Annotated in this window: 17 protein-coding genes and 4 pseudogenes; 5 read left to right on the top strand and 16 right to left on the bottom strand. The window is 57.7% G+C overall.

Features of this window, described 5'->3' with window-relative positions:
- The first annotated feature begins 54 nt into the window (after nt 1-54).
- Nucleotides 55-1,348 (top strand): annotated as a pseudogene (locus tag C5L12_RS05360) (IS110 family RNA-guided transposase).
- Nucleotides 1,349-1,558: 210 nt separating this feature from the next.
- Here C5L12_RS05360 and C5L12_RS05355 read toward each other — a convergent pair.
- A pseudogene (locus C5L12_RS05355) lies at nt 1,559-2,095 on the bottom strand (DDE-type integrase/transposase/recombinase); the annotation flags it as partial.
- 64 nt (nt 2,096-2,159) lie between these two features.
- On the opposite strand from C5L12_RS05355, the gene C5L12_RS05350 reads away from it, so the two are divergent.
- Nucleotides 2,160-3,212: an IS110 family RNA-guided transposase gene (locus tag C5L12_RS05350; RefSeq protein WP_105371053.1), complete on the top strand. Its 1,053-nt coding sequence runs from the start codon at nt 2,160-2,162 to the stop codon at nt 3,210-3,212.
- Nucleotides 3,213-3,450: 238 nt separating this feature from the next.
- Here C5L12_RS05350 and C5L12_RS05345 read toward each other — a convergent pair.
- Nucleotides 3,451-3,714, bottom strand: a pseudogene (locus C5L12_RS05345) (transposase); the annotation flags it as partial.
- Between the two features lie 151 nt (nt 3,715-3,865).
- A complete protein-coding gene (locus C5L12_RS05340) occupies nt 3,866-4,318 on the bottom strand; it encodes an ankyrin repeat domain-containing protein (protein WP_105370977.1) in 453 nt (150 codons plus the stop codon).
- A 100-nt stretch (nt 4,319-4,418) separates the two neighbouring features.
- On the opposite strand from C5L12_RS05340, the pseudogene C5L12_RS05335 reads away from it, so the two are divergent.
- Nucleotides 4,419-4,623: pseudogene (locus tag C5L12_RS05335) on the top strand (UTRA domain-containing protein); the annotation flags it as partial.
- Between the two features lie 85 nt (nt 4,624-4,708).
- Here the strand turns inward: C5L12_RS05335 and C5L12_RS05330 are convergent.
- The 13 genes from C5L12_RS05330 to tssH form a co-directional block, all read right to left on the bottom strand.
- A complete protein-coding gene (locus C5L12_RS05330) occupies nt 4,709-5,140 on the bottom strand; it encodes a tetratricopeptide repeat protein (protein ID WP_105370976.1) in 432 nt (143 codons plus the stop codon).
- 1 nt (nt 5,141) lies between these two features.
- The gene (locus tag C5L12_RS05325) at nt 5,142-5,591 is read right to left on the bottom strand and encodes a hypothetical protein (protein ID WP_105370975.1); all 450 of its coding nucleotides are present in this window, start codon (nt 5,589-5,591) and stop codon (nt 5,142-5,144) included.
- Nucleotides 5,592-5,848: 257 nt separating this feature from the next.
- Nucleotides 5,849-6,295 carry a hypothetical protein gene (locus C5L12_RS05320; RefSeq protein WP_105370974.1) on the bottom strand — a complete coding sequence of 149 codons (447 nt, stop codon included), beginning with the start codon at nt 6,293-6,295 and terminating at the stop codon, nt 5,849-5,851.
- A gap of 79 nt (nt 6,296-6,374) precedes the next feature.
- Complete coding sequence (locus C5L12_RS05315; protein WP_105370973.1) at nt 6,375-6,773, bottom strand: hypothetical protein; 399 nt, start codon at nt 6,771-6,773, stop codon at nt 6,375-6,377.
- 96 nt (nt 6,774-6,869) lie between these two features.
- A complete protein-coding gene (locus C5L12_RS05310) occupies nt 6,870-7,259 on the bottom strand; it encodes a hypothetical protein (protein ID WP_105370972.1) in 390 nt (129 codons plus the stop codon).
- 523 nt (nt 7,260-7,782) lie between these two features.
- Complete coding sequence (locus C5L12_RS05305) at nt 7,783-8,520, bottom strand: GAD-like domain-containing protein (RefSeq protein ID WP_245422772.1); 738 nt, start codon at nt 8,518-8,520, stop codon at nt 7,783-7,785.
- Entirely contained in the window at nt 8,504-10,270 is a 1,767-nt protein-coding gene (locus tag C5L12_RS05300) for a PAAR-like domain-containing protein (RefSeq protein WP_105370970.1), read from the bottom strand. The genes C5L12_RS05305 and C5L12_RS05300 overlap by 17 nt, the downstream gene beginning before the upstream one ends.
- Nucleotides 10,270-11,340 carry a DUF2169 family type VI secretion system accessory protein gene (locus C5L12_RS05295; RefSeq protein WP_105370969.1) on the bottom strand — a complete coding sequence of 357 codons (1,071 nt, stop codon included), beginning with the start codon at nt 11,338-11,340 and terminating at the stop codon, nt 10,270-10,272. The genes C5L12_RS05300 and C5L12_RS05295 overlap by 1 nt, the downstream gene beginning before the upstream one ends.
- Nucleotides 11,341-11,347: 7 nt before the next feature.
- Nucleotides 11,348-13,675, bottom strand: coding sequence for a type VI secretion system tip protein TssI/VgrG (tssI, locus tag C5L12_RS05290; RefSeq protein ID WP_105370968.1), 2,328 nt, complete (start codon nt 13,673-13,675; stop codon nt 11,348-11,350).
- A 59-nt stretch (nt 13,676-13,734) separates the two neighbouring features.
- Entirely contained in the window at nt 13,735-14,049 is a 315-nt protein-coding gene (locus C5L12_RS05285; protein ID WP_105370967.1) for a contact-dependent growth inhibition system immunity protein, read from the bottom strand.
- 1 nt (nt 14,050) lies between these two features.
- A complete protein-coding gene (locus C5L12_RS05280) occupies nt 14,051-14,926 on the bottom strand; it encodes an RNase A-like domain-containing protein (protein ID WP_157948994.1) in 876 nt (291 codons plus the stop codon).
- A 73-nt stretch (nt 14,927-14,999) separates the two neighbouring features.
- Nucleotides 15,000-15,476, bottom strand: a complete 477-nt coding sequence (locus C5L12_RS05275; RefSeq protein ID WP_105370965.1) for an Hcp family type VI secretion system effector — start codon at nt 15,474-15,476, stop codon at nt 15,000-15,002.
- Nucleotides 15,477-15,512: 36 nt separating this feature from the next.
- Nucleotides 15,513-18,290: a type VI secretion system ATPase TssH gene (gene tssH / locus C5L12_RS05270; protein ID WP_105370964.1), complete on the bottom strand. Its 2,778-nt coding sequence runs from the start codon at nt 18,288-18,290 to the stop codon at nt 15,513-15,515.
- Nucleotides 18,291-18,579: 289 nt separating this feature from the next.
- Here tssH and tssA point away from each other — a divergent pair, with 289 nt between their 5' ends.
- On the top strand, nt 18,580-19,584 hold the full coding sequence (gene tssA / locus C5L12_RS05265; protein ID WP_245422777.1) for a type VI secretion system protein TssA: 1,005 nt from the start codon (nt 18,580-18,582) through the stop codon (nt 19,582-19,584).
- 87 nt (nt 19,585-19,671) lie between these two features.
- On the top strand, nt 19,672-20,196 hold the full coding sequence (gene tssB / locus C5L12_RS05260; protein WP_105370962.1) for a type VI secretion system contractile sheath small subunit: 525 nt from the start codon (nt 19,672-19,674) through the stop codon (nt 20,194-20,196).
- Nucleotides 20,197-20,232: the final 36 nt, after the last annotated feature.

Below are 20,232 nucleotides of genomic sequence, written 5' to 3'. Positions count from 1 at the left end.
TCGACAGGTCTCTAAAGTGAAGTTGTCGAGGCAACACTTTGGAGACGACAAGCCATGACCAAATATCTTTCTACTCCCACAAACGCCGTGCTGGTAGCGATCGATATGTCGAAGCACCGTCAGGAGGTCCTTATCGAGCGGCCCGAGGGTGGCCGGCGCCGTCGTATGACGGTGATGGCGACCAAGGATGACTACGACCGCTTGGTCGAGGAACTCGCTTCCATGGCACGACAAATCGTCGTCGGCTTTGAAGCTACCGGCAATTATCACCGTACGCTGGCACATAAGCTGCTTATGGCAGGTTTCCAGTTGCAACTGATCTCTTCAGTTGCATTGGCCAGAACGCGAGAGGCACTGCATAATGGCTGGGACAAGAACGATCCGAAGGATGCACAGGTTATCCTGCACATGCTGCGGATCGGCGCCACCCAGGTTTACGTCGATCCGCTTGAAGCTGGCATCAACGATTTGCAGGAACTGTCGAAGACGCACGAAGTCATCTCCAAAGCCAAGACCCAGACCTGGCACCGCATCCTGAACCACTACCTGCCGCTCTATTTTCCCGAGATCGCCCATTTTGCCGGTAACAGCCGGTCGGACTGGTTTCTGGCGTTGATCGAACGCTTCCCCACACCCAGCAGCATCACTTCACTCGGACGCGAAGCGTTTGTTGCGGAGGCGTGGTCGCTCGTCGGACGTAAAGTCTCAAAAGCACGATTAATCAACGACATCTTTGAGACAGCTTCCTCGTCGGTGGCGCTGCCCATCGCCGAAGACGCCGTCGCGATCAGCATGTTCCGCATGATCATTGGCCAAGGGCGAAGCCTGATCCGTGAACGCAATCGCATCGAACAAATCGCTCAGTCGCTGCTGGCCGACCATCGGGATTATCAACTCCTGTGCAAGATTCCCGGGATAGGACCGATCAATGCTTTGACCATCTTGGCGGAGGCCGGCGACCTGCGTCGCTTCAGGCACCATCGCCAATTTCTGAAGTTCTGCGGTCTCGACCTTGCGACCTCGCAGTCGGGCACCTTCCGAGGCCGGACAAAGCTATCGAAGTACGGAAACGCTCGTCTCCGCCGAACTTTCTGGATGGCTGCCCAGGTCGCATCCCGCCAACGTGATAACAGCTTCCGCGACAAACTTGGAAGATACATGGCTGGCAGCGCCAATGATGCAGATCGCAGACGTAAGGCGATGACAGCTCTTACTGCCAAGATGGCACGTGTCGCTCACGCGGTCATCAAGACACAGACAGAATACCGGCCGTTCATTGAACGACCGGAGACCAGGTGGAAGGACCCCTCTCTGCAAGTGCCGTGAGGGCGCGATTGCGACCCTATAGATAATGTTCGGGCCTTCCACCTGGGCACGTATCCCATCTTAAGGACGGTGAGGACCACGGCGAGCAACATGCCGATGGATCCTGTGTTTGCTATGGCAGGGAACGATCCCGTTGACGGTGGAAACCATCTGGAGCAATCTAAGTGCATCGGCTGTTGCTGATGCAGGGAGACCTGTTGGCCTGTTCCCGTTTTGCTTGCCCACATAGGACGTTGTCGCTGACGATCATCTTTGGCTTGCCACGCCCCTGGATGATCCGGTCAAGCTCGCGGGCAACCCGCAGACCGGAAAGCGACGTATCGGCGACGAGTGCCAGGCATTCCCTGGTGCAATCGTCGACGACCGTCAGCACCCGGAACCTGCGACCGTCGGTAAGTTGATCCGACACGAAGTCCAGCGACCAACGATCATTGGCTGCCATCGGGACAAGCATCGGTGCTCGCGTGCCAATCGCTCGTTTCCGACCGCACCGTCAGCTTCTCTTCCCGATAGAGCCGGAAGAGCCGCTTGTGGTTCACCAGGTGACCCTCACGCCTGAGCAGCACATGAAGGCGTCGATATCCAAAGCGGCGGCGTTCATGCGCCAGCGCCTTCATCCGCTCGCGAAGGTCATGGTCATCGCTGCGCCTGGTTTCGTAACGGACCGTCATCCGGCAAAAGCCGATGGCTTTACACGCCCGCTGTCGCTCATCTGGTGGTGATCCATCAGATGAGCGACAGCTTTCCGCCTTGCTGCGGGCGTCACCACTAATGGGATGGTCCGCCTCGTCCTCCGGCCGCATCATGAGGCGGTCAAACCGAAGGAGGTTGCAATGCCAAAACGCAATGTGCCGCGCCCAGCGGCGGTCTACGGAATTGATATCGGCAAGAACATATTCCACGTCGTCGGCCTCGGAAGCGATGGCGTGCCAGTCCAGAAGGTTCGCTTCCGCCGCGACACACTGCTGCAGTTCTTCGAGCGTGCGGCGCCGGCGATCGTAGGGATGGAATCGTGTGCAGGATCTCAATGGATCGCCAGGAAGATGCAGGCACTTGGACATGAGGTGCGCTTGATCCCCGCGCAGTTCGTGAAGCCCTACGTAAAGTCGAACAAGAGCGACATCATTGATGCGGAAGCGATCGCTGAAGCTGCCACGCGACCAACAATGCGATTTGCTGCACTCAAGAGCGAGGAACAAGCCGATCTTCAGGCCTTACACAGGGTCCGGGATCAGATGATCGGAACGAGAACGCGTCTGATCAATCAGATGAGAGCTTTCTGCCTCGAATACGGGATTGCCCTGCGCCAAGGCGCGGGCCTGTTCAAGCTCGACCTGCCGCAAGCTGTCGACGATCAATCCAACGATCTCTCGTCGGCAATGCGTAAGCTGCTTGCAGACCTGTTTGCAGATCTGCGCCAGTTGGAACAGCGCATTGGTGACGTCACACGCGAGATCGAGGCGGTAGCTAATCGCGAGGACGTCGCACGACGGCTCATGACGATCCCTGGGATCGGAGCGTTGGGGGCAACTGCGCTCCTGGCTGCTATTGGAAACGGCCGACAATTCCAGAAAGCTCGCGATCTGGCAGCGTGGCTTGGCCTTGTGCCACGGGAATACTCGACCGGAGGAAAGCAGAAGCTTCTCGGCATCAGTAAGCGCGGAAACCGCTACGTGCGCAAGCTCCTCGTTCACGGAGCACGATCCTGCTTTCGGCACCTGGACCGAACACGAGATCGACTGGGGAACTGGCTGGATGGTCTTCAGGCTCGGATGCACCCCAACAAAGCTGTCGTCGCACTTGCCGCTAAAATGGCCCGGATCGTCTGGGTCGTCCTGACCAGGCCTGGAGCACTCTACGAACGCAGAGACCCTGCCTTCACCTGACGCTCCTGGCTCGATTGCAAGGATCGGGAATAGTGATGACGAAACAGTGGATCAACATGCCGTAAGTCCTGTGCAAAAAAGCGGGCCTCATGCCCGAACCATTTATTGGGAACGGCGTGTGCGGATCTCATCATGGCCTGGCTGCAACCGCAGCCCACTCGCGAGAGGCCGGATACATTTATGCAACTGGAATCGTCATTTGCGATGTCTTGAACCCTTGCGCGGACGAGGCGGACCATACATTCTTTCCCAAAAGGTCTTTCAAAGCCGCATTGTCGAGCATCGCATCTGCCAAGAGCCGTTTCAGCTTCGTGTTCTCGTCTTCCAGCGTCTTCAGCCGCTTAGCTTCGGATACGTCCATGCCGCCGAATTTGGCCTTCCATTTATAGATGCTGGCATCGCTGACGCCGTGCTTGCGGCAAAGCTCCGAGACCGGTGTGCCAGCCTCGTGCTCCTTCAGAATGCCGATGATCTGTGCGTCTGTGAAACGATTGCGCTTCATTCCCTGGTCCTCTCAATGGGCCAGAGCTTACTTCAAAATGGATTATTTCAACGGGGCAAGGTCACGGTCCAGAAACAACTCACTGTGCCGATGGCGAGAGTATCCAGTCTCCTAGTTTGATCGACACTTGCGACATTGGCCTGGGCCGTGATCAAACTCCGAAAAGCTTCATCATTGCCTGATTTTTCTTCGTAAGCGCCATGTCCGCCGAAGATCGCCCGGCTGCATTTTTGCGGTGGGGGTCCGCACCCTTTGTGACAAGCAGTTCAATCAGTGGCAGGCTCGGGCGGGGGTTCAGTACCGACGTCCAAAGCGCGTCATTCCCATACTTGTCGAGACGATGCAGATCGGCGCCCTTATTCACGATGTCCGTTGCCAGATCATACATGCCCCGTGAGATCGCATATTGAAGCGCTGTCTGGCCATTATCGTCCTGGTGATCGAGAGGTATGTCAGCCCGCAGGATCGCTTCAGCATGTTCCGATCTGTAAGCAATCGCTTCCTGAAGGTAGCTGCGATTGTCCCCACTTATCTCGCTGAAGTCCGCGATCACCTGAGGGTCAAAATTCGGATCAGTCCTTAACTCTGCGAAAAAATTAGTCATTTTCAGGATTGGCCGTTCTCCGCCTTATAATCTGCTATCGTCTGTGACGCAGCGTCATCCAAAAACCCCTCAGATCTGCAGGGGGGGCGGTGCGCTCCCATATCTGACGCTGATATCGCCGATCTCCCACGGCGCAATTCGTTGAGGCCGTGCTCCCGCAGCCGTGGGAATGCAAGCACCTGGCGATCGCCCGTTCCGAGCCCTGCCTGCTGATCCGCCGGCGCACCTGGTCGGCAAATCAGATCGTCACATCTGTTCGCCTACTCTATCCGGGAACCCGTTACCGGCTAGAAAGGTCGTCCTGAATGAGGAAACTCCGGCGCTGGCCGCGATAGACCGGGCGATGGCGGCGGACATCCGGCTGCAGATAGCGCTTGAATGCTCGATAACTTAATCGATCAGCTTCCGCTTGCGCAAATGGTCCAGATATTTGGGATCAGACTCCTCGAAAATGTCTTCTCCTTCGGCCATGTAGGCGCGCAACAAAGGATCGGTGCTTTCCTCTTGATGACCAAGATCGTATAGGCACGTGCCGATACCGAGTTGCACGAAGCCGTTCGCATAGCCGTCAGCACTGGCGGCCGCCTGTCGGAAAGAGGCGAGAGCTTCTTCAGTCTCGCCCTTCTGTTGCTGCGCATCGCCAATGGATGCATTGAGCCAAACCGCAGCTTCCCATTTTTGCCGTGGTTCCGGCAGCAGAGCAAGTGCCGATCGCCACACCGTAATCGCCTCGTCGTATTGATCTGCATCGAGAAAATCGTTCCCCCGCTCCGATAGATCGGAAACGCGATCGTAAATCTCGTCCGGAAGCTCGTCTTCCATGTTATTTCTGCCTCGCCGCACGCTCTTTAAGGTAGAATTCAAGATAGGGCGCGTCGTCGCCGGAAAAACCCTGACGGCCGAAGAGCTCGTGGATCCGGGAGAAAACCTCGTAGGCTTCATCGATCAAGCCAAGCTGGTAAAGTGCACGCCCCTCCAGCATCAGGACGAAATGGTCCTTGCGCTCAATATCCTCATACACGCGGTAGGTCGTCGCGATCCATTCCTTGGCAGAGGCGGCATCGCCGATCGCGGCATACTTCGTGACCATGCTGCGCGCCATGATCTGCGGATAGAAATCCCATTCTTCTTGTGGCGGCGGCAGGAGGGCCCACGCCGACTGGCCGAGCGTTATGGATTCCTCAATCTTACCTTCGCGGTTCTTGGCCCCCGCTTCCCTCAGCAAGCCATCAATCCTCTCGGAAATATCGGTGGGCAAGGTCTTTTTTTCCATCATCTCCTCACTGTTTGACTGGCGTTAGGTAACCGAACCCTACACCGTCTCACAATCTGCAGTTGGGCCATACGGCTGATAGTTTGTCGCTGATCAAGCAAGAGTAGTTTTCTCAACTCCTAATGCTCGCTACGAATCCTTCCGCTGGCGGTTGCAAAACGCATTGGTTCCACGCTGACAAAGAATATGATTTTCCAATACATTACGCGGTATCGCTTTTATGAATCCACGGCTTGGAGGAGGATTGAACTACGCCGTCACTTGAAGCTGATACTCTCGAAATCGCCCATCTTGCCGTCCCAGGTGCCGGATGAGAAAGCCGTAACCGAGTGTCCGGTACGCGGACCTTCATCCAGGCGACCCGCAGTCAGGCCGAGCTTGTCGAAAATGATGATGCCAACGGACAATCTCGCATCGCCATTCAATTCTTCTAGCCGGCGAAGAACCTCAACTCCGTTGGTCTGGAAAAGATCAATCCCCTGAAAAGTGACCGACTCCAGATCGTAGAAGGCCTCGATTTCCCTGACGCGATTTTTGTTGTAGCGCACGATCGGCGCTTTGGTACCGCGAAACTCATTGAAGGTGCCGGGCCGCAAGCCTCGCCTGGATCGATCAGGTGGACCGACAATGCCTGCGACTTCCTCAGGCGACATCCCGAAACGGATTGGCCCCATCCCTTCAAAGGACACAATTTCCCATTCCATGTTTACCGCTGCTCCTCCTGTCAGTGCCTAAGAGAAACGGACGGTTTGCATGGTCGACTTTTTTTCGATCCACTGATGATCACGCCCGAAGATCGTAATTGCTTTTTGCTCTCGCATTCCGTCCGTGGAAACCTGTCAATGCCAAGCCAAGACCGAAAAAGATGATGAACCCATGAGATTCGCGAACGTCAGAATCGTCTTCTTCCAATCGCCTCAAAACTTCGTCTTCAGGCATGACAAAAAGATTCATACCCTTATATTCGAACGGCTCGGAAACGTCCGGCAACAAGTTCATTTCGATAAACTTTCCATGCGAGAACAAGAATGGCGGCATTGACATGCTGTATTCCAGCCGCGTTTTACCGGTGTATGTTTGCTTCACCTTTCTCGGCTGACCGAGGACGCTCTCGACATCCTCGCGCTCCTGCCCAAATCGAACATTTGATATCCCGTCATAGGGAGTGAAAACCCATGGCATTTATTGTGCCTTTTTGAAGGGGCCAGCCTAAGCCCTTCCGAGAGTTCAAAGGAATGTCAGTTCTTTGAAGCGGTCGAGCCTGTCGTCCCAAAGACCTTAGGCGAAGGCGGTAATCGAATGATCGCCACGTGTTCTTTGGTCTATACAACCAGACGTGATGCCGATATTCCTAAAAAGGACGGTTCCGACGTTCATTCGGGCGCCGCCGTTCTCTTGTTCAAGGAACTGGATAATCGCCAACCCCGGCTCATCGAATATACGTCTGCCACGAAAGGACACGTTCTCCACCTCATAGAACGCCTCAATTTCGGTCACGACATTATCCTCGTATGACACGATCGGTACGTCGATCGCACGATATTCACGACGAGACTCGTCGTCTTCGTCAGCGGATTCGGGCGGCCCGATAATAGCAGCGACCTCCGCCGGCGACATCCCGAAACGGATTGGCCCCATCCCTTCGAACGAAACGATTTCCCACTCCATCTTCTGCCAATTCACCGTTCAGCCGCGCCGCGGATGGCTAGACGCCGTCTAATAAATGCGATCTCCTTGAACCGAGCGAGTCCGCTGCTAGATCATCACATCCCGCGAACCGACCGGTTTGCAGATTTCAGCGACTGTCATCGATCTCTCAACCGATTAACTTTCGTTTGCGAAGATAACCGAGATACATCGGATCGGATTCCTCAAAAATTTCCTCACCTTCGCCCATATAGGCGCGCAACAGAGGATCAGTGCTTTCTTCGTACCGACCAAGATCATAAAGGCAGATGCCTATACCGAGTTGGACGAAGCTGTTGGCATAGCCGTCGCCGCTCGCCGCAGCGTGGCGGCGACAATTTTATCTACATCGTCCCTACTCATTGGAAATCACCTCTCTACTTCGCCAGTATTGCCGAAACCAAATCCTGAAAGCTCCGCGATCTATAGGGGGGCGGAACGGGGCGATCTTCATCAGGCTGAATTCGGAAAGTCGAGCAAGGTGCTACTTATCCGAACGCATATTTCAACCGATTGGACGCACCGCCGTATATTGTCCTCGCTCCAGCCTCATCAAATGGAAGGTGCCCAGCTGGGCCAGAATGGCAAAATGCTCACGTGCTGCCACCCGCCTGATGTTTTCGACCCGCCTCGCGGGGCTATCCAGACCGACTGTCGCAATCGCAGGGAAGTAGCCGTAGCATTCGTTCCGCTCGAGATCCCCATGCATGGCACGGCAGCGCGCAAACATGGGCTGGTCCTGAGCGTCGAATTCCTCATAGTCCCGTTGATCCGCAACCAATAGCGAGCGCGCCAGCACATTCGGGTCGGTGCTTCGTTCGCGCTTCATTGTTCCCGGCGGCAGGATGAATTGCGTTGGTGCGAGCTTTCGGGATGTTATCCGCAGATCAACGAGGTCAATTTCGAATTGATCGTGCCGTTGCGACCAGCAGATCAACCGGCCAAAAGCAGAATAACCGACGACGAAGCAGTCTCTGTGGCTAAAATCGGGATCGGCTGCAAACACGAGTGAAAGAATGGGGGAAAAATCCGCCGGGTCGCAATATTGGACCTTTCGATCGAAATAATCGCCGAAGCCGTATTGAAAAAGAAACGCCATGAAGCTTGCCGGCAACTGCTTCGAAAGACGATTTTCCTGCTCGGGGGTCATCGGGACGCAGCGCTGCGGCGGACCAATTTCAGCAATCGTATCCTCAAAAAAGGAGTCTAACATTGATAGCTGCCTTTCAATGCTCTTCGCCACATATATTCAACTCGACATCCATGAGTTGGTCCGCCTGACCATTTCTCCGCATTTGGTCTGCCTCCGCACGCAATGCTTCAGCCCTGCCTTCTTGAGTCCACATCGGGCCAATTCTCTGGTTCTCCGCTCCACCACCTATACCCAACTCGCGTGGATCGCCGCCAGCAATTATATCAAGATAGTGCGTTGCGTTGACCGACGCCATCTGTTCGCGGATTTCGGCCTTCGAATAACCCGCTTCCCTCAAGGATGCCTCGAAATCGGCACGGGCTGCCTCCTGTGCCTTTCCGTCGCGCAGCAAATTGGTGAAGGAGCCTTTCTTGCCGCTTCCCGCCCACGCCTCACGAGCGTGATCGAGAACCGTATGAGCGTAGGCCATGTCGTCGGCCGTCATGTTTTTAATAGTTGCCTGCTGTTCTTTCAGCTGACGTCGGAACTCGTCGCGATTGACCCCTCGCGGCAGATCGAAACACCGCACCCTCAGTTTCCGTGTGCTTCTCGCACCGTGCGTGCCATCCTCGACCTTCGATTCGATTTTCCGCGCATCGTGGACGGTTTCCGTGACCTCTTCGGCTTTGTGCGCCTTGGCCGCGACGCCCGCGCCGATAGTCGCTGTCTTTCCGGCGGCAGTTGCCGCCCCCTTGGTTGCCAGGGCTTCGACAGCGAGTTTTACCACATCGAAGGTACCGTGACCTATGGCTTGGGACAAGCCGCCTTTCTCATAGGCTTCGCTGTAGGGATCAGCGACCGCGTGCCAGATCGAACTGGCCGTATTTTGGGTATTTTCCCATCCGCGACCGAGTGTTGCCCCGGGATCGTCATAGAGATTTTGTGCAACCTCCGCGGTCCAGTTCGCCGCACCAACTGCGCCATCCTTGACGCTTTCGGCACCGGCCGCGATCGTTCCCGTGGGATCATTCCAGAGGTCGGAAGCCAGATTTTTGGTGCCCTCCAGGACATCCGAGCCGACCTTTTTCAGCCCCTCCAATGTCTCGTTGGCATTCTCCGTGAAGCCGTCTGAAAATTTCTGCCCCTCGCTGCGGGTATCTTCAGCCTCGCCGCCGCTCTGATCTTGTTTATCTGTTCCCTCGGGAGCCTTGTGAGAGTCGGTAGCCTCCACATGGACGTATTCGCCCTCGGTATTACCTTTGTTCAAGGTGCAGCGATCGCCATGGCGCTGCACCCAAATGCCATTGGCGCGAACGATTTGCGACGAGGTGACAGGTTCGACGACATCACCGACCGTGTTGGATTTGCAGCCCAGTCCGACACCCGGCTCATCGCCATAACAGCAGGAAAACTTGGAATCCTGTCGCTTTATGATCTTGCCGTTCGAGCGCACGTCCGGAGAATAGTTCTGGTCGTCCGAAGCCTGCCCCCAGGACATGTAGGGGACCGGCTTGTCCGGCGATTTGCAGACGTCGGGCGACAGGCAAACCGCAATCGCCTTGCTCTCGTCCGGGATAAGCTCGGGCGGAGCCGGGTTCGCACTTGTCGGAGATTGTATCTTTTTCTCTTTTTCCCTCTTTTGCTCGTCTTCCTTCACCCGTTTCGCAAGCAGTTCGTCAGTGAATTCCTTCGGCGGATTGAGGCTTGTCGGGCTGTCATATTGATAGAAGTAGTCCCCCGCCTTGTTCCACATCACCGGCTGCGCTGGATCGAGCCCATGTCTGGCGATGGCGCCGGTCTCGGAAGCGGCCGCGCTGACATTGCGGACATGGCTGCCGTCAATGGCAATTTCCAATCCCATCAAGCAAGCTCCATGGCGGATCGTGCAAAGATGAGTTTAGGAATCCCGATCCTCTGAGGCCATGGAAAGCCGCAGCGCCACGTCAGGAAGACACGGCCGACACCTGGACGCATGTCGAAATGAACACCATCGAGCTTCATCTCTCCCTTCGCTAGACCCGCACCGCGGTCAATCTCGATCTCCAGCCTAATGCCAGGTAGAGCCCCCTCCAGGCGCGGATATTGCGGCAACAGATTCTCCAAGGCGAATTTCTCATCGCCTTTAAGCCAGGTCTCGGTGACGAGATGCGGATGAGCAGCCTGCCAAAAACGGAAGTCGAAATCGCTTGGCAGAAGCGGGTGGCGTTCATTCAGCCAAGCGTCGTCATATGTCCCCGCGCGCGCCACCCTATCCTCCCAAAAGGGCGATAGCAGGCCAAAACCGGCCGGGTCGGGCCTGTCGTTCACATCACGGATAGGGTGTTTCTCATCCTCGATCTGCGGCGCGGGCCATTGTGGCCGTTCCCGGAAAAGAACCTCATCGACAAGGCCGATGCCGATCGGGTTCTTCTCGACAACCTCCTTTTTGCCGGAGGTTTCAAGCCGCCCACCGAAGGCAAGTCGCCAATCCAGCGGAACATGCGTAACCGGCTCCGGATCTGTCAGGTCCCAACCGTCAAGCGCATCCTCTTGCGCCCGATCGATCAAACCTCTCCAGGTCTTGCGGGTGCGGGCCCGCCAGGCGCGCGGTCCATAGACGCGCAACCGTTTTTCGACCGGCCCGACCTGCAACCCGCACGACCAGGATCGCTCGGCTTTGCCCCCCGGCGCGCAGGCGGCGCCGAGAAATGTCACATCGGTGCCGGGCTTGAATGGAGCAAGATCGGTGCAGGCCGTTTGCGGCGTCTGGTGCGGGTCACCGTCATAGGTGTCCGACATAACCAAAGAACGCTGGACATCATCCGGAACGAGAGGGCCGCCATTGCTAAGGCGAAACGTACCGCGCGCCACCACGACGCCGAGCAAATCCCCGGCGAGATTGTATTGCCGAAAAGCCAGCGCCGGAAAGGGCGTGCGGTTGTCGACCGACATCGATCGTTCATCCTTTCGCTGTCGTGTCTGACGATGTCGGCGATGCTTCCGAGAACCCTCCACCCGGCTTGTTCAGATCCACGACCACGCCGTTGATCTGTGTCGGGCCGGATGCGGTGAAGTTGAAATGCGTGCCCAGGATGATGACGGTGCCGTCCTTGCGCATAATGAACTTGGACGCGCCGCATTCGATGACGAATTCTTCGCCAACGATCAATTTCTTGAATTTACCGACCTTCTCGAGAGAGGTCTGGCCGACATTGGTGACCTTGCTGACGCCGATCTGTTCAACCCTTGCAACACCCACCGTGTCGGATTTGAAAGAACCGACAATGGTGTTCATAATCCCGGGCAGCGGGAACAGGCTCGAGGCATCGGAGCCGACACCACTGCCGGAGCCCGCCAGCGCCGTGCCGGCGTCAGCCCGCGGGCTCGTGCCCGAAACGACGCCTTGGCGACTGCCGAGACCGGCGGCGCTGAGGAAGCCGAGTGCTGAGGAAGCAAGCGTACCGGCGAATGCGGCAAGGCCCGGTCCGCCGCCGCCCGCGATCTGGCCTGCCTGGCCGAGAAGCGTGGCCGTCTGTCCTGCCAGTCCCTGCACGGCAGACATCAGCGCCATCGCCGCCGGCCCCGTCCCGCCGACAACGGTATTCATCGATCCACCGACTTCATGCTTCTGATTGCCGCTGACCTCTACCGCCCGATTGCCGCCGACTGCTGCAACCTCGTGACGATCAACCCGCTTTATGCGGTCGTTCAGCACCCGCGTCGTCTGATCCTTCTGGGCATGGAAGAACATGTTCTCCCGGCCCGCCTCGTCCTCGAATGACATCTCGTTGAAGCCGGTGCCCTTGTGGGTGTTGGAGCGCATTACCATGCGCGTCTTGTTGGCGGGCAGGTCGTAGGGCACGGCATTGGCCGGGTTCGGCACCACGCCGGTCACCAGCGGCCGGTCGGGATCGCCGTCGACGAAGGCGACCATCACCTCCATGCCGATGCGCGGAATGGTCTGGCCGCCCCAGGTGGAGCCCGCCCAGTTCTGCGCCACCCGCACCCAGCAGGTGTCAGAACCGTCCTTCTTCGCCTTGCGGTCCCAGGGGAACCACAGCTTGATGCGGCCATACTGGTCGGGATGGATTTCCTCACCGGCCGGGCCTGCGACGATCGCTACCTGAGTGCCCTCGATCCTCGGCCGCTTCGTCTGACGATGCGGCGTCATCGGCACCCGGGATGGAATTGCCTCGAAGCTGTTCCTGTATTCCGGTTCGTTGGAATTGGTCTCGTAGGAGCGGTCGACGACGATATGCACCGCCTTGACCAGCACATGCTCTTCGTAGTGATGCTCCGGATGGGCCACTTCGTATGGCGTGAAGCGACGACCAGTTTCGAGGATGCGGGAGGTCGAGGCCCCGAAAACCCGGTCGTGATCAGCCTCGGATGCCTGCATCCTCAGCTTTTCCGCCCGCTCGGCTTCCGCCACGGTGGAGATGCGTGCCGGATATTCGTAAAGCTCGCGCTTTATGGCGTCTGGCATCTGCACGAGCGAGGGCGTCATGGTGCCGGGCACCATGCGCGGCGTTTCGAAATTCCAGTCGGCGCCTGCCCTTTGTCCGGGCACATAGGAATAGCGCCGGCTCCAGTCATTGATGTGGTTGCGATCCGACGATCCCTGCGCCAACCGGACCTTTGCCTCTCCTTGCGCCGATGGTGAGGGGCCAAGCCATCCGGAGGCGGCGTCTGCCACATGCAGCTTGTGTTTGCCGTCCTCGTGGCTGAACCAATAGAACAGCCCGTCCTCCTCGAAACGGCGGGTGAGGTATGCAAGATCCGTCTCGTTCCACTGCACCGAATAATGCTGCGGCGGTGGCGGCGTAATGATGCCCGAGGTATCCGGGGCCGGAATGCCGTGTTCGGAAAACAGCGTCTCGACGATATCGACAGAAGTTTTGTCCATCCAGATGCGGCAGTCGGAGCGGCGCGACAAAAGCCACATCTGGGGCCTCAGCACCATGGAATAGGAGCGCAGGCCGCGGGTGATCGGCGGGCCTTCGTTGAGCTCGGTCACCAGACCGTTGAACGGCCGACGCACCGCGCTGCCCTCCTCGCCATCGCCCTGCTGGACTTCGATCGACACATCCATCAGCCGGCCGATCAGTTCCTCCGGCTTGACAATCGGCTTCTTGGCCCGCGCCGAAACCCTGATCTCGAAGAGCGACGAAACACCCTCCTCGATCGTTACCCGTTCGGCCAATAGCTGATCTTGCCCAAGCGGCGAGACGATCTTCAGAATGCGGCTCGCCTGGATGAAATCGGCGGAGGATGGCTGATCATTCATGTTTCTATCCGGATCATCTCATTCATCGGAAAGATAAAGTCGGCGGCGAGGTTTTTGCTTCAGAGAAACTGCTGATAAGAATCTGGATCGATCAGAATGGCGTTCACCATTTCAAAGAATTCTCCCACCGATTGGCCAATTTCGTCGGGTGTGAAATCGCGGCCAAACCGCTGCGCAAATTCATCGGCTGCGCGGTTGTGGTACTGTTGCATGAATGATTGCATGTCCGCGACGACGCCCTCGCGCATCGGTGCGTCCGCGTGCCTTGCAAAAACGGCAATTGCCTCCGGCACGCTATCTGCCTCCAAGTCCATGTCCTGGTGTAGATAGCCGCCGATCATCTGCCGAAGAAATTCGAATTCGTCATTTGCCATGTCAGATCGGATACGCGGTCAAAATGTAATAAGGCATGCCGTTATAGGTTTCCTTTTTCAGTACGATCTTTATGCGGTTGAGACGCTGCACCTGTCCTGACGCCCGTTCAATGCCGAATCCCACCTCGCGTCCGGCGGAATATTCCAACGGTAGGTTGGTCCTGGCTCCGGATCGAGCCCAGGACTGAATAGCCACCTTATGCGCCTGCAGCCCGCGGCTGATTGTCCGCTCGGCCATTGCAAGGTCGTCGAAAGTCGAAATCATCTGCGGCGGACGCCGCATATTAGCCGTCTCCGCCAGTCGCTGCCGTAACTGCGCTTCGGTCCAGCCAACATGTTTTCTGATCGTATGTCCACCGATGCTGGACGCTTCACTCACGGCTTCATGCCGCATCAAGGAGATGCGTCCGGCCCTGATAGCGCCTGTGCGTACCGCATTGGCAAGAATGGCTCCGCTGACCGGGACCAGGATTTCTGCTGCCAGGCCCACATTGCGCGCCGCGCCCGGAGACGCTCCCAAGCTTTCTGCGAGCGAACTTGCGCCGCGGTCGGCAAATGAACGGACATCGCGACCCGTCCATATCTGCCTGCCCCCGGCAATACATTGATCAACCCCATGGGCGCCAAGTGCGACCCCGCCTGCCTTCGTGAGCATTGTAGGCTCGGGCGCCGCCAGCAGTGCGCCGGCTCCAACCAGCTCGGCTCCACAACCCAAAAGGCGCAGGCCTCCGATGAGGCGATTGCCGATTGTCCCTTCCGGCTCGATGGTTTCATTTTCCAGAACCGCAGCAAGCTGTGTGGCCGACAGAGCGATCCTCAGGCCTTCTTCCTCGTTCTCGATCATTCGCCCATCGGGGCTCACTGCCAGTCCAGCCATCGTCAGCTCCGTTTCCTCGATGAATGTTGACGGGGGCGCCGGCGAATCCGCCAGCGCCCAGCTCACATGGCAGTTAAGCCGCCTTGGTGGTGGCGAGGTCGTAGGAGGCGATCATCGGCGACTGCGGCGAATGCATGTCGTCGTATGGCGTGTACTTCACTTCCATCTTGGTGAAGTTCAGCTTCAACGTTTCGACTGGACGATCGCCGTTGGAATCGATCGAATAGCTGGCAATCAGCGTATTGGTCAGCGTATACTCGATATAGGTGTCGCCGGGGTTGCCCGTGGTCACCAGATGGATGGTCGCACGCTTGCCGGTGCGGCCCGAGCAGGCTTCCTGGAAGAGTTTGGTCGACGAGGAATCGCTGACCTTGGTCAAAATGACTTCCGAAACAGTCGGCTCGGAAGCTTCACGGTTTGCCGCGGAACCGGCAGACGTGTTCATGTTGCGGGAAACGTTCCAGTGAATGGCTTCGATATCCATCCACTTGCGATGCTGCTCGTGGGTCGCGTCGCCCTGAATACCGTCGATCTGCAGATAAATCGGCATGCTATCAGCTCTCCTGTAATGATTGCCTAGTTGCTGCTAAGGCGCATTGGCCTTTCTTGCTGCTCCTCCCCGAGAGCGCTTTCGCTTCGGGGCTTCTTCATCCGCCTGCCGGTCTTTTGCTGGGTCGGCGAATTGGGGACGAACCGCCGCGTTTTCGGCGCGAATGCCGAAACCTTGGCCGTCGTAACTGATGATCACGTCTGTGATCTTGCGGTTTTCTGCAATCGCGTCGAGGAACACGGTCGAAAGCATCGGCAAGAGGTCGCGTGCGATCATGACCTCGATCATACGCGCGCCCATCTCGCTCATCTTCGCCCGGGAAATAAGCGCTTCGCGTGCTTCCGGCGAAAGCATCAGGCCCGAGCCGTAAGCCAATCTTACGCGCTCGCGGATGCGGTCAATCTGGATGTCTACAATGCCCGACAAAGTTTCGCGGCCGAGCGGCATAAACGGCAGTACGGTGGTCCGTCCGAGAAATGCAGGTTTGAAGTGGTTTTGCAGTTCCGGCAACAGCAACGCTTCCAGCGCTTCACCCTCGGGCATCGTTTCAGGATCAGCCGAGAGGGCTGCCATAAGTTCAGACCCCGTATTCGCCGTCATGAAGATCGTCGTATTCTTGAAATCGATGTCGCGGCCTTCGCCGTCTCGAAGCGTGCCCTTGTCGAAGACCTGGTAGAAGATCTCCTGGACGCCGGGATGCGCCTTGTCGACCTCGTCCAGCAGCAGCACTCCATAGGGACGCCGGCGCACGGCTTCGGTCAGAACGCCCCCCTCTCCGTATCCGACGTAACCCGGCGGCGAGCCGAGCAACATGGAGATCTTATGCTCTTCCTTGAACTCGGACATGTTGATGGTCGTCAGATACTGGCTGCCGCCATAGAGGATATCTGCGAGCGAAAGCGCCGTTTCGGTCTTGCCTGTGCCTGACATGCCAACCAGCAGGAAGACGGCCGGCGGCCGGCGCGGATCGGAAAGACCGGCCCGGGCGGCGCGCATGGCAGATGCGATCCGATCGATCACATAGTCCTGGCCAAGCACCCGCTCCTTGAGCCGCGCATCCAGCGTCTTCACCGTCTCGATCTGGTCCGACAGGAGCTTTCCGACCGGGATTCCGGTCCATCGGGCAAGAATTGTCGCCACCACATCTTTGTCGACCACACGCGGAACAAGCGGGGTCTCCCCAGCAGCGGCAGCAAGGCCTCTCTCGGCCGCGGTCAATGCGGCTCGCGCACCCTCCAGCGTCATGGCATGCGACGGAAAGGAGGCAACGTTTGTGTTCTTCGTTTCGTCTTCGGATGCGGCGAGCGGCAGGACGGCAGCGTCCGAGGAGAAAGCTTCTTCGAGGCGGTCGGCTTCGCGCACGAGCCGCAGTTCTTCGTCGAATTTCGCCTGCGCGGCGCCAATCCTGTTCGCGATCTCGTCGCGAGCTCCGGCAATTTCTGTGAGCCGGGCGACGGTCTGGGGTGTCTGCGGCTCCCCCGCCAGCCAGTCCGCCTCGGCATCCAGCAGATCACGCTCATTCAAGAGCAGCTGCAGCGCCTCCGGCCTGGTCTGTCGAGCAAGTGCAACCGCCGCCGCAGCCGTATCCAGCAGGCTGATTGCCTTGTCGGGAAGCTGCCGGGCCGGCAGATAACGAGCCGAAAGCCGTACGGCCGCGACCACCGCCTCGTCGCGGATGCGCACTCGATGGTGCGCCTTGAGCTTTGCCGCGACCCCGCGCAGCATGCGGATCGCGGTTTCCTCGTCCGGCTCCTGCACATGCACCGTCTGGAATCGTCGGGTCAGCGCTGCATCCTTCTCGATGAAACGCTTGTATTCGCCCCAGGTGGTCGCTGCGATCGTGCGCAGTTCGCCGCGGGCCAGCGCCGGTTTCAAGATATTGGCCGCATCACCGTGACCGGCCTGCCCTCCGGCCCCAATCAATCCATGCGCTTCGTCGATAAACAGAATGATCGGCTCCGGTGACGCCTTGACGGCGTCGACCACACCATGCAGGCGCCGCTCGAATTCACCTTTGACCCCCGCGCCCGCTTGCAACAGACTGAGATCGAGCAAAAGGAGCCTGACATTCCGGAGCCGGTCGGGCACGTTCCCAGCCGCGATTTCCAGAGCCAGGGCTTCCGCCACCGCGGTCTTGCCGACGCCGGCCTCGCCGACCAGAATAGGATTGTTTTGGCGTCTCCGCGTCAGAATGTCGATGATCTGACGCAGCTCACGATCTCGGCCGATGACCGGGTCGATCCGTCCGGCGCCGGCATCTCCCGTCATGTCGCGCGTGTAGAGCCGCAGGAACTCGTTCTCGTCGGATGAAAAAACCGGCGTACTCAACGCCGGCTCCGTCACATCCGGATTGGGGGCACTCGCCTTCCGCATCTGGTCCTCGAGCATGGCTCGATTGAGACCACGCAAGGACGGAGCCACGCCGCGTATAATGGTACGCAAGGTCTGGTCGTCGACCAGCGCAAACAGCAGGTCGGGCAACGTCACCACGTTGCGGCCCCATTGAAGCGACGCAATCAGCCAAGCTTCACGCCCCAGCAACAGCAAATTCTGAGATAGCGCAAGCGAACCTCCGGCGTCACGGGCAATGTCGGCAACCGCCATATCCAGCTCTTGCCGCAGTGCGGTGCAGGAGAGTCCGAGGTCCTCAAAAAAGGTCGAAAACGCAGGAAGATCAAGCATCGCCCGGAGCCAGTGGGCAATATCGACCACGGCATGCTGCTGCCTGGCCGCAAGCGAAGCGGCTGTCTCAAGACCGACACGCAGATTTGGCTCAAGCGTTCTGATGAGACGATTGAGGTCGATGTTTGACATCCGCCAAGCCCTGTCTTTTGCGTCGAAATTCAGCGTTCTCTTAGATGCGAGGCAACAACTAGGGCGGTAACCAGGGCTTGTCCAGATCAAAAATCGCGCTATTTGCAAAATTGCTGGAATCGGGAGAAGTCATAAATTTGTCATGCTTCCAGCACGGTTGACAAGCCAGTATAGGCGCAACAAGATACCGCATAACGTACTGGACCCGGTGATTTTAGGGGGAAAATGAAGAGTGAATGTCCTCGCAATAGTAGATCCACTTGCGGAAGACAGACCTTGCGGAGAAAATCTGCGCAATAATACTTCTTTGCGGCAAATATACTATAGAATTAAGGACGCGAGGAGCGCTGCAAGGACCGCAGAACGCGGCATGGCGCCAGGGGAAATTATTGGTGTTTCTCCTGAATGGAGTGAGGTTAGCAATCTGGGATTGCACATTCTTTCTTCTCAGAGTAAAGATATCGAAGTATTGGCTTGGCTTGCAGAGGCCCAATTGAGGCTCCGGGGCTTTGAAGGATTGCGCGATGTCTACATCGCGATGATGTCGCTTTTAGACAACTATTTTGATGCACTTCATTCGATCGGAGACGAGGACCTTGACGAGCGCTTCGCCCCGCTCGCCGGCCTCAATGGTGTCGGTGGAGAAGGCACGATTATTCAGGCGATCCGACTGACTTCATTGGTTCCGGGCGGAAAATTCGGGCAACTGTCGCTTTGGGATTTTCAGCTGTCACAACGCGCAGGTGAAGAGTCCCGCCGGGAGCAACTCCAGCAGGCCGCAGCAGACGCCGGTGTCGCACGAATGTCTGCCCAGTTGAATGTTCTCATGGAATGCATCGCTGCTTTCGATCGCCTGGTCGAAATACTTGACACTCGCTGCGGCGAGCATGCCCCGCCTAGCTCGAATACACGCAGAGTGTTACATGAGGCCGCGTCCGCAATCAGGGTCATTGCAGGTCTCAGCGCCCCAGACGAGGCGGAGCCGTTCACGGCAGGTCCCGACTTGAAGGCGGCGAATGCCAATCAGGCTGAAGAATCATCAATCCCGATGCGTATTCCCCCTGCGGAGTCGATCCGCTCACGCGAGGAAGCGCTGGAGCTTCTGACGTCCATTGCCCGCTATTTTCGTCGGACCGAGCCACATTCTCCGATCTCGATGTCGATAGAGACGCTCGTCCGCCGGGCCCGGATGGATTTTTCGGAGCTTCTTGCTGAATTGCTTCCGGAACAGCAGGCGCGCAATGCCGTCCTCTCGGCGGCCGGCATCAAGCCTCTGGCTGAACGGGGAGGCTGAACGTTCTCCCAATCATGAGGGCATGGCCCGCTCATCAGTTTTACAGTCCTAAATCGCGATCCGCCGACGGCATTAAGGAGAATTCTAATGGCAAGTGTGCATGAAAAATTGGAACGGGTGCGCAAACCGCGGGTCCACATCAAATATGAGGTGGAAACCGAAGGCGCGATGGTGGTCAAGGAATTACCCTTCGTCGTAGGGGTTCTCGGCGACTTTTCCGGAAATCCGACGCAGCCCCTCAAGCCGTTCGGCGAACGCAAGTTCGTGCAGATCGACCGTGACAACTTCGATGATGTCATGCGCCGCATGACACCCGGCCTTACCATCTCGGTTGACAACACATTGCAAAACGACGGAACCCAGCTGCCGGTTTCGTTGAAATTCGAAAGCATGGAAGATTTCGAGCCTGGCTCGATCGTCAATCAGGTGCCGGCGCTGAAAGCGCTCCTGGATGCGCGAAACGAATTGCGGGACCTGATGAGCAAGGCCGATCGCTCCGAGGAGCTGGAGCGGCTCCTTGAGGACATTCTCCAGAACAAGGCGGATCTTTCTCAACTCGTTGCTCAGCTTGGCGGCAACAAAGCCGATGAAAAAAAGAACCCGGTCAATTGAATGGGGGATGTGCGGGCCGGAAACCCGGGCATCTTC

Origin of the sequence: Neorhizobium huautlense (genome assembly GCF_002968575.1) — a bacterium.
Lineage (GTDB): Bacteria > Pseudomonadota > Alphaproteobacteria > Rhizobiales > Rhizobiaceae > Neorhizobium > Neorhizobium huautlense.
The sequence above is the reverse complement of the archived record's forward strand: the minus strand, read 5'-3'. Positions and strand labels throughout refer to the sequence as shown.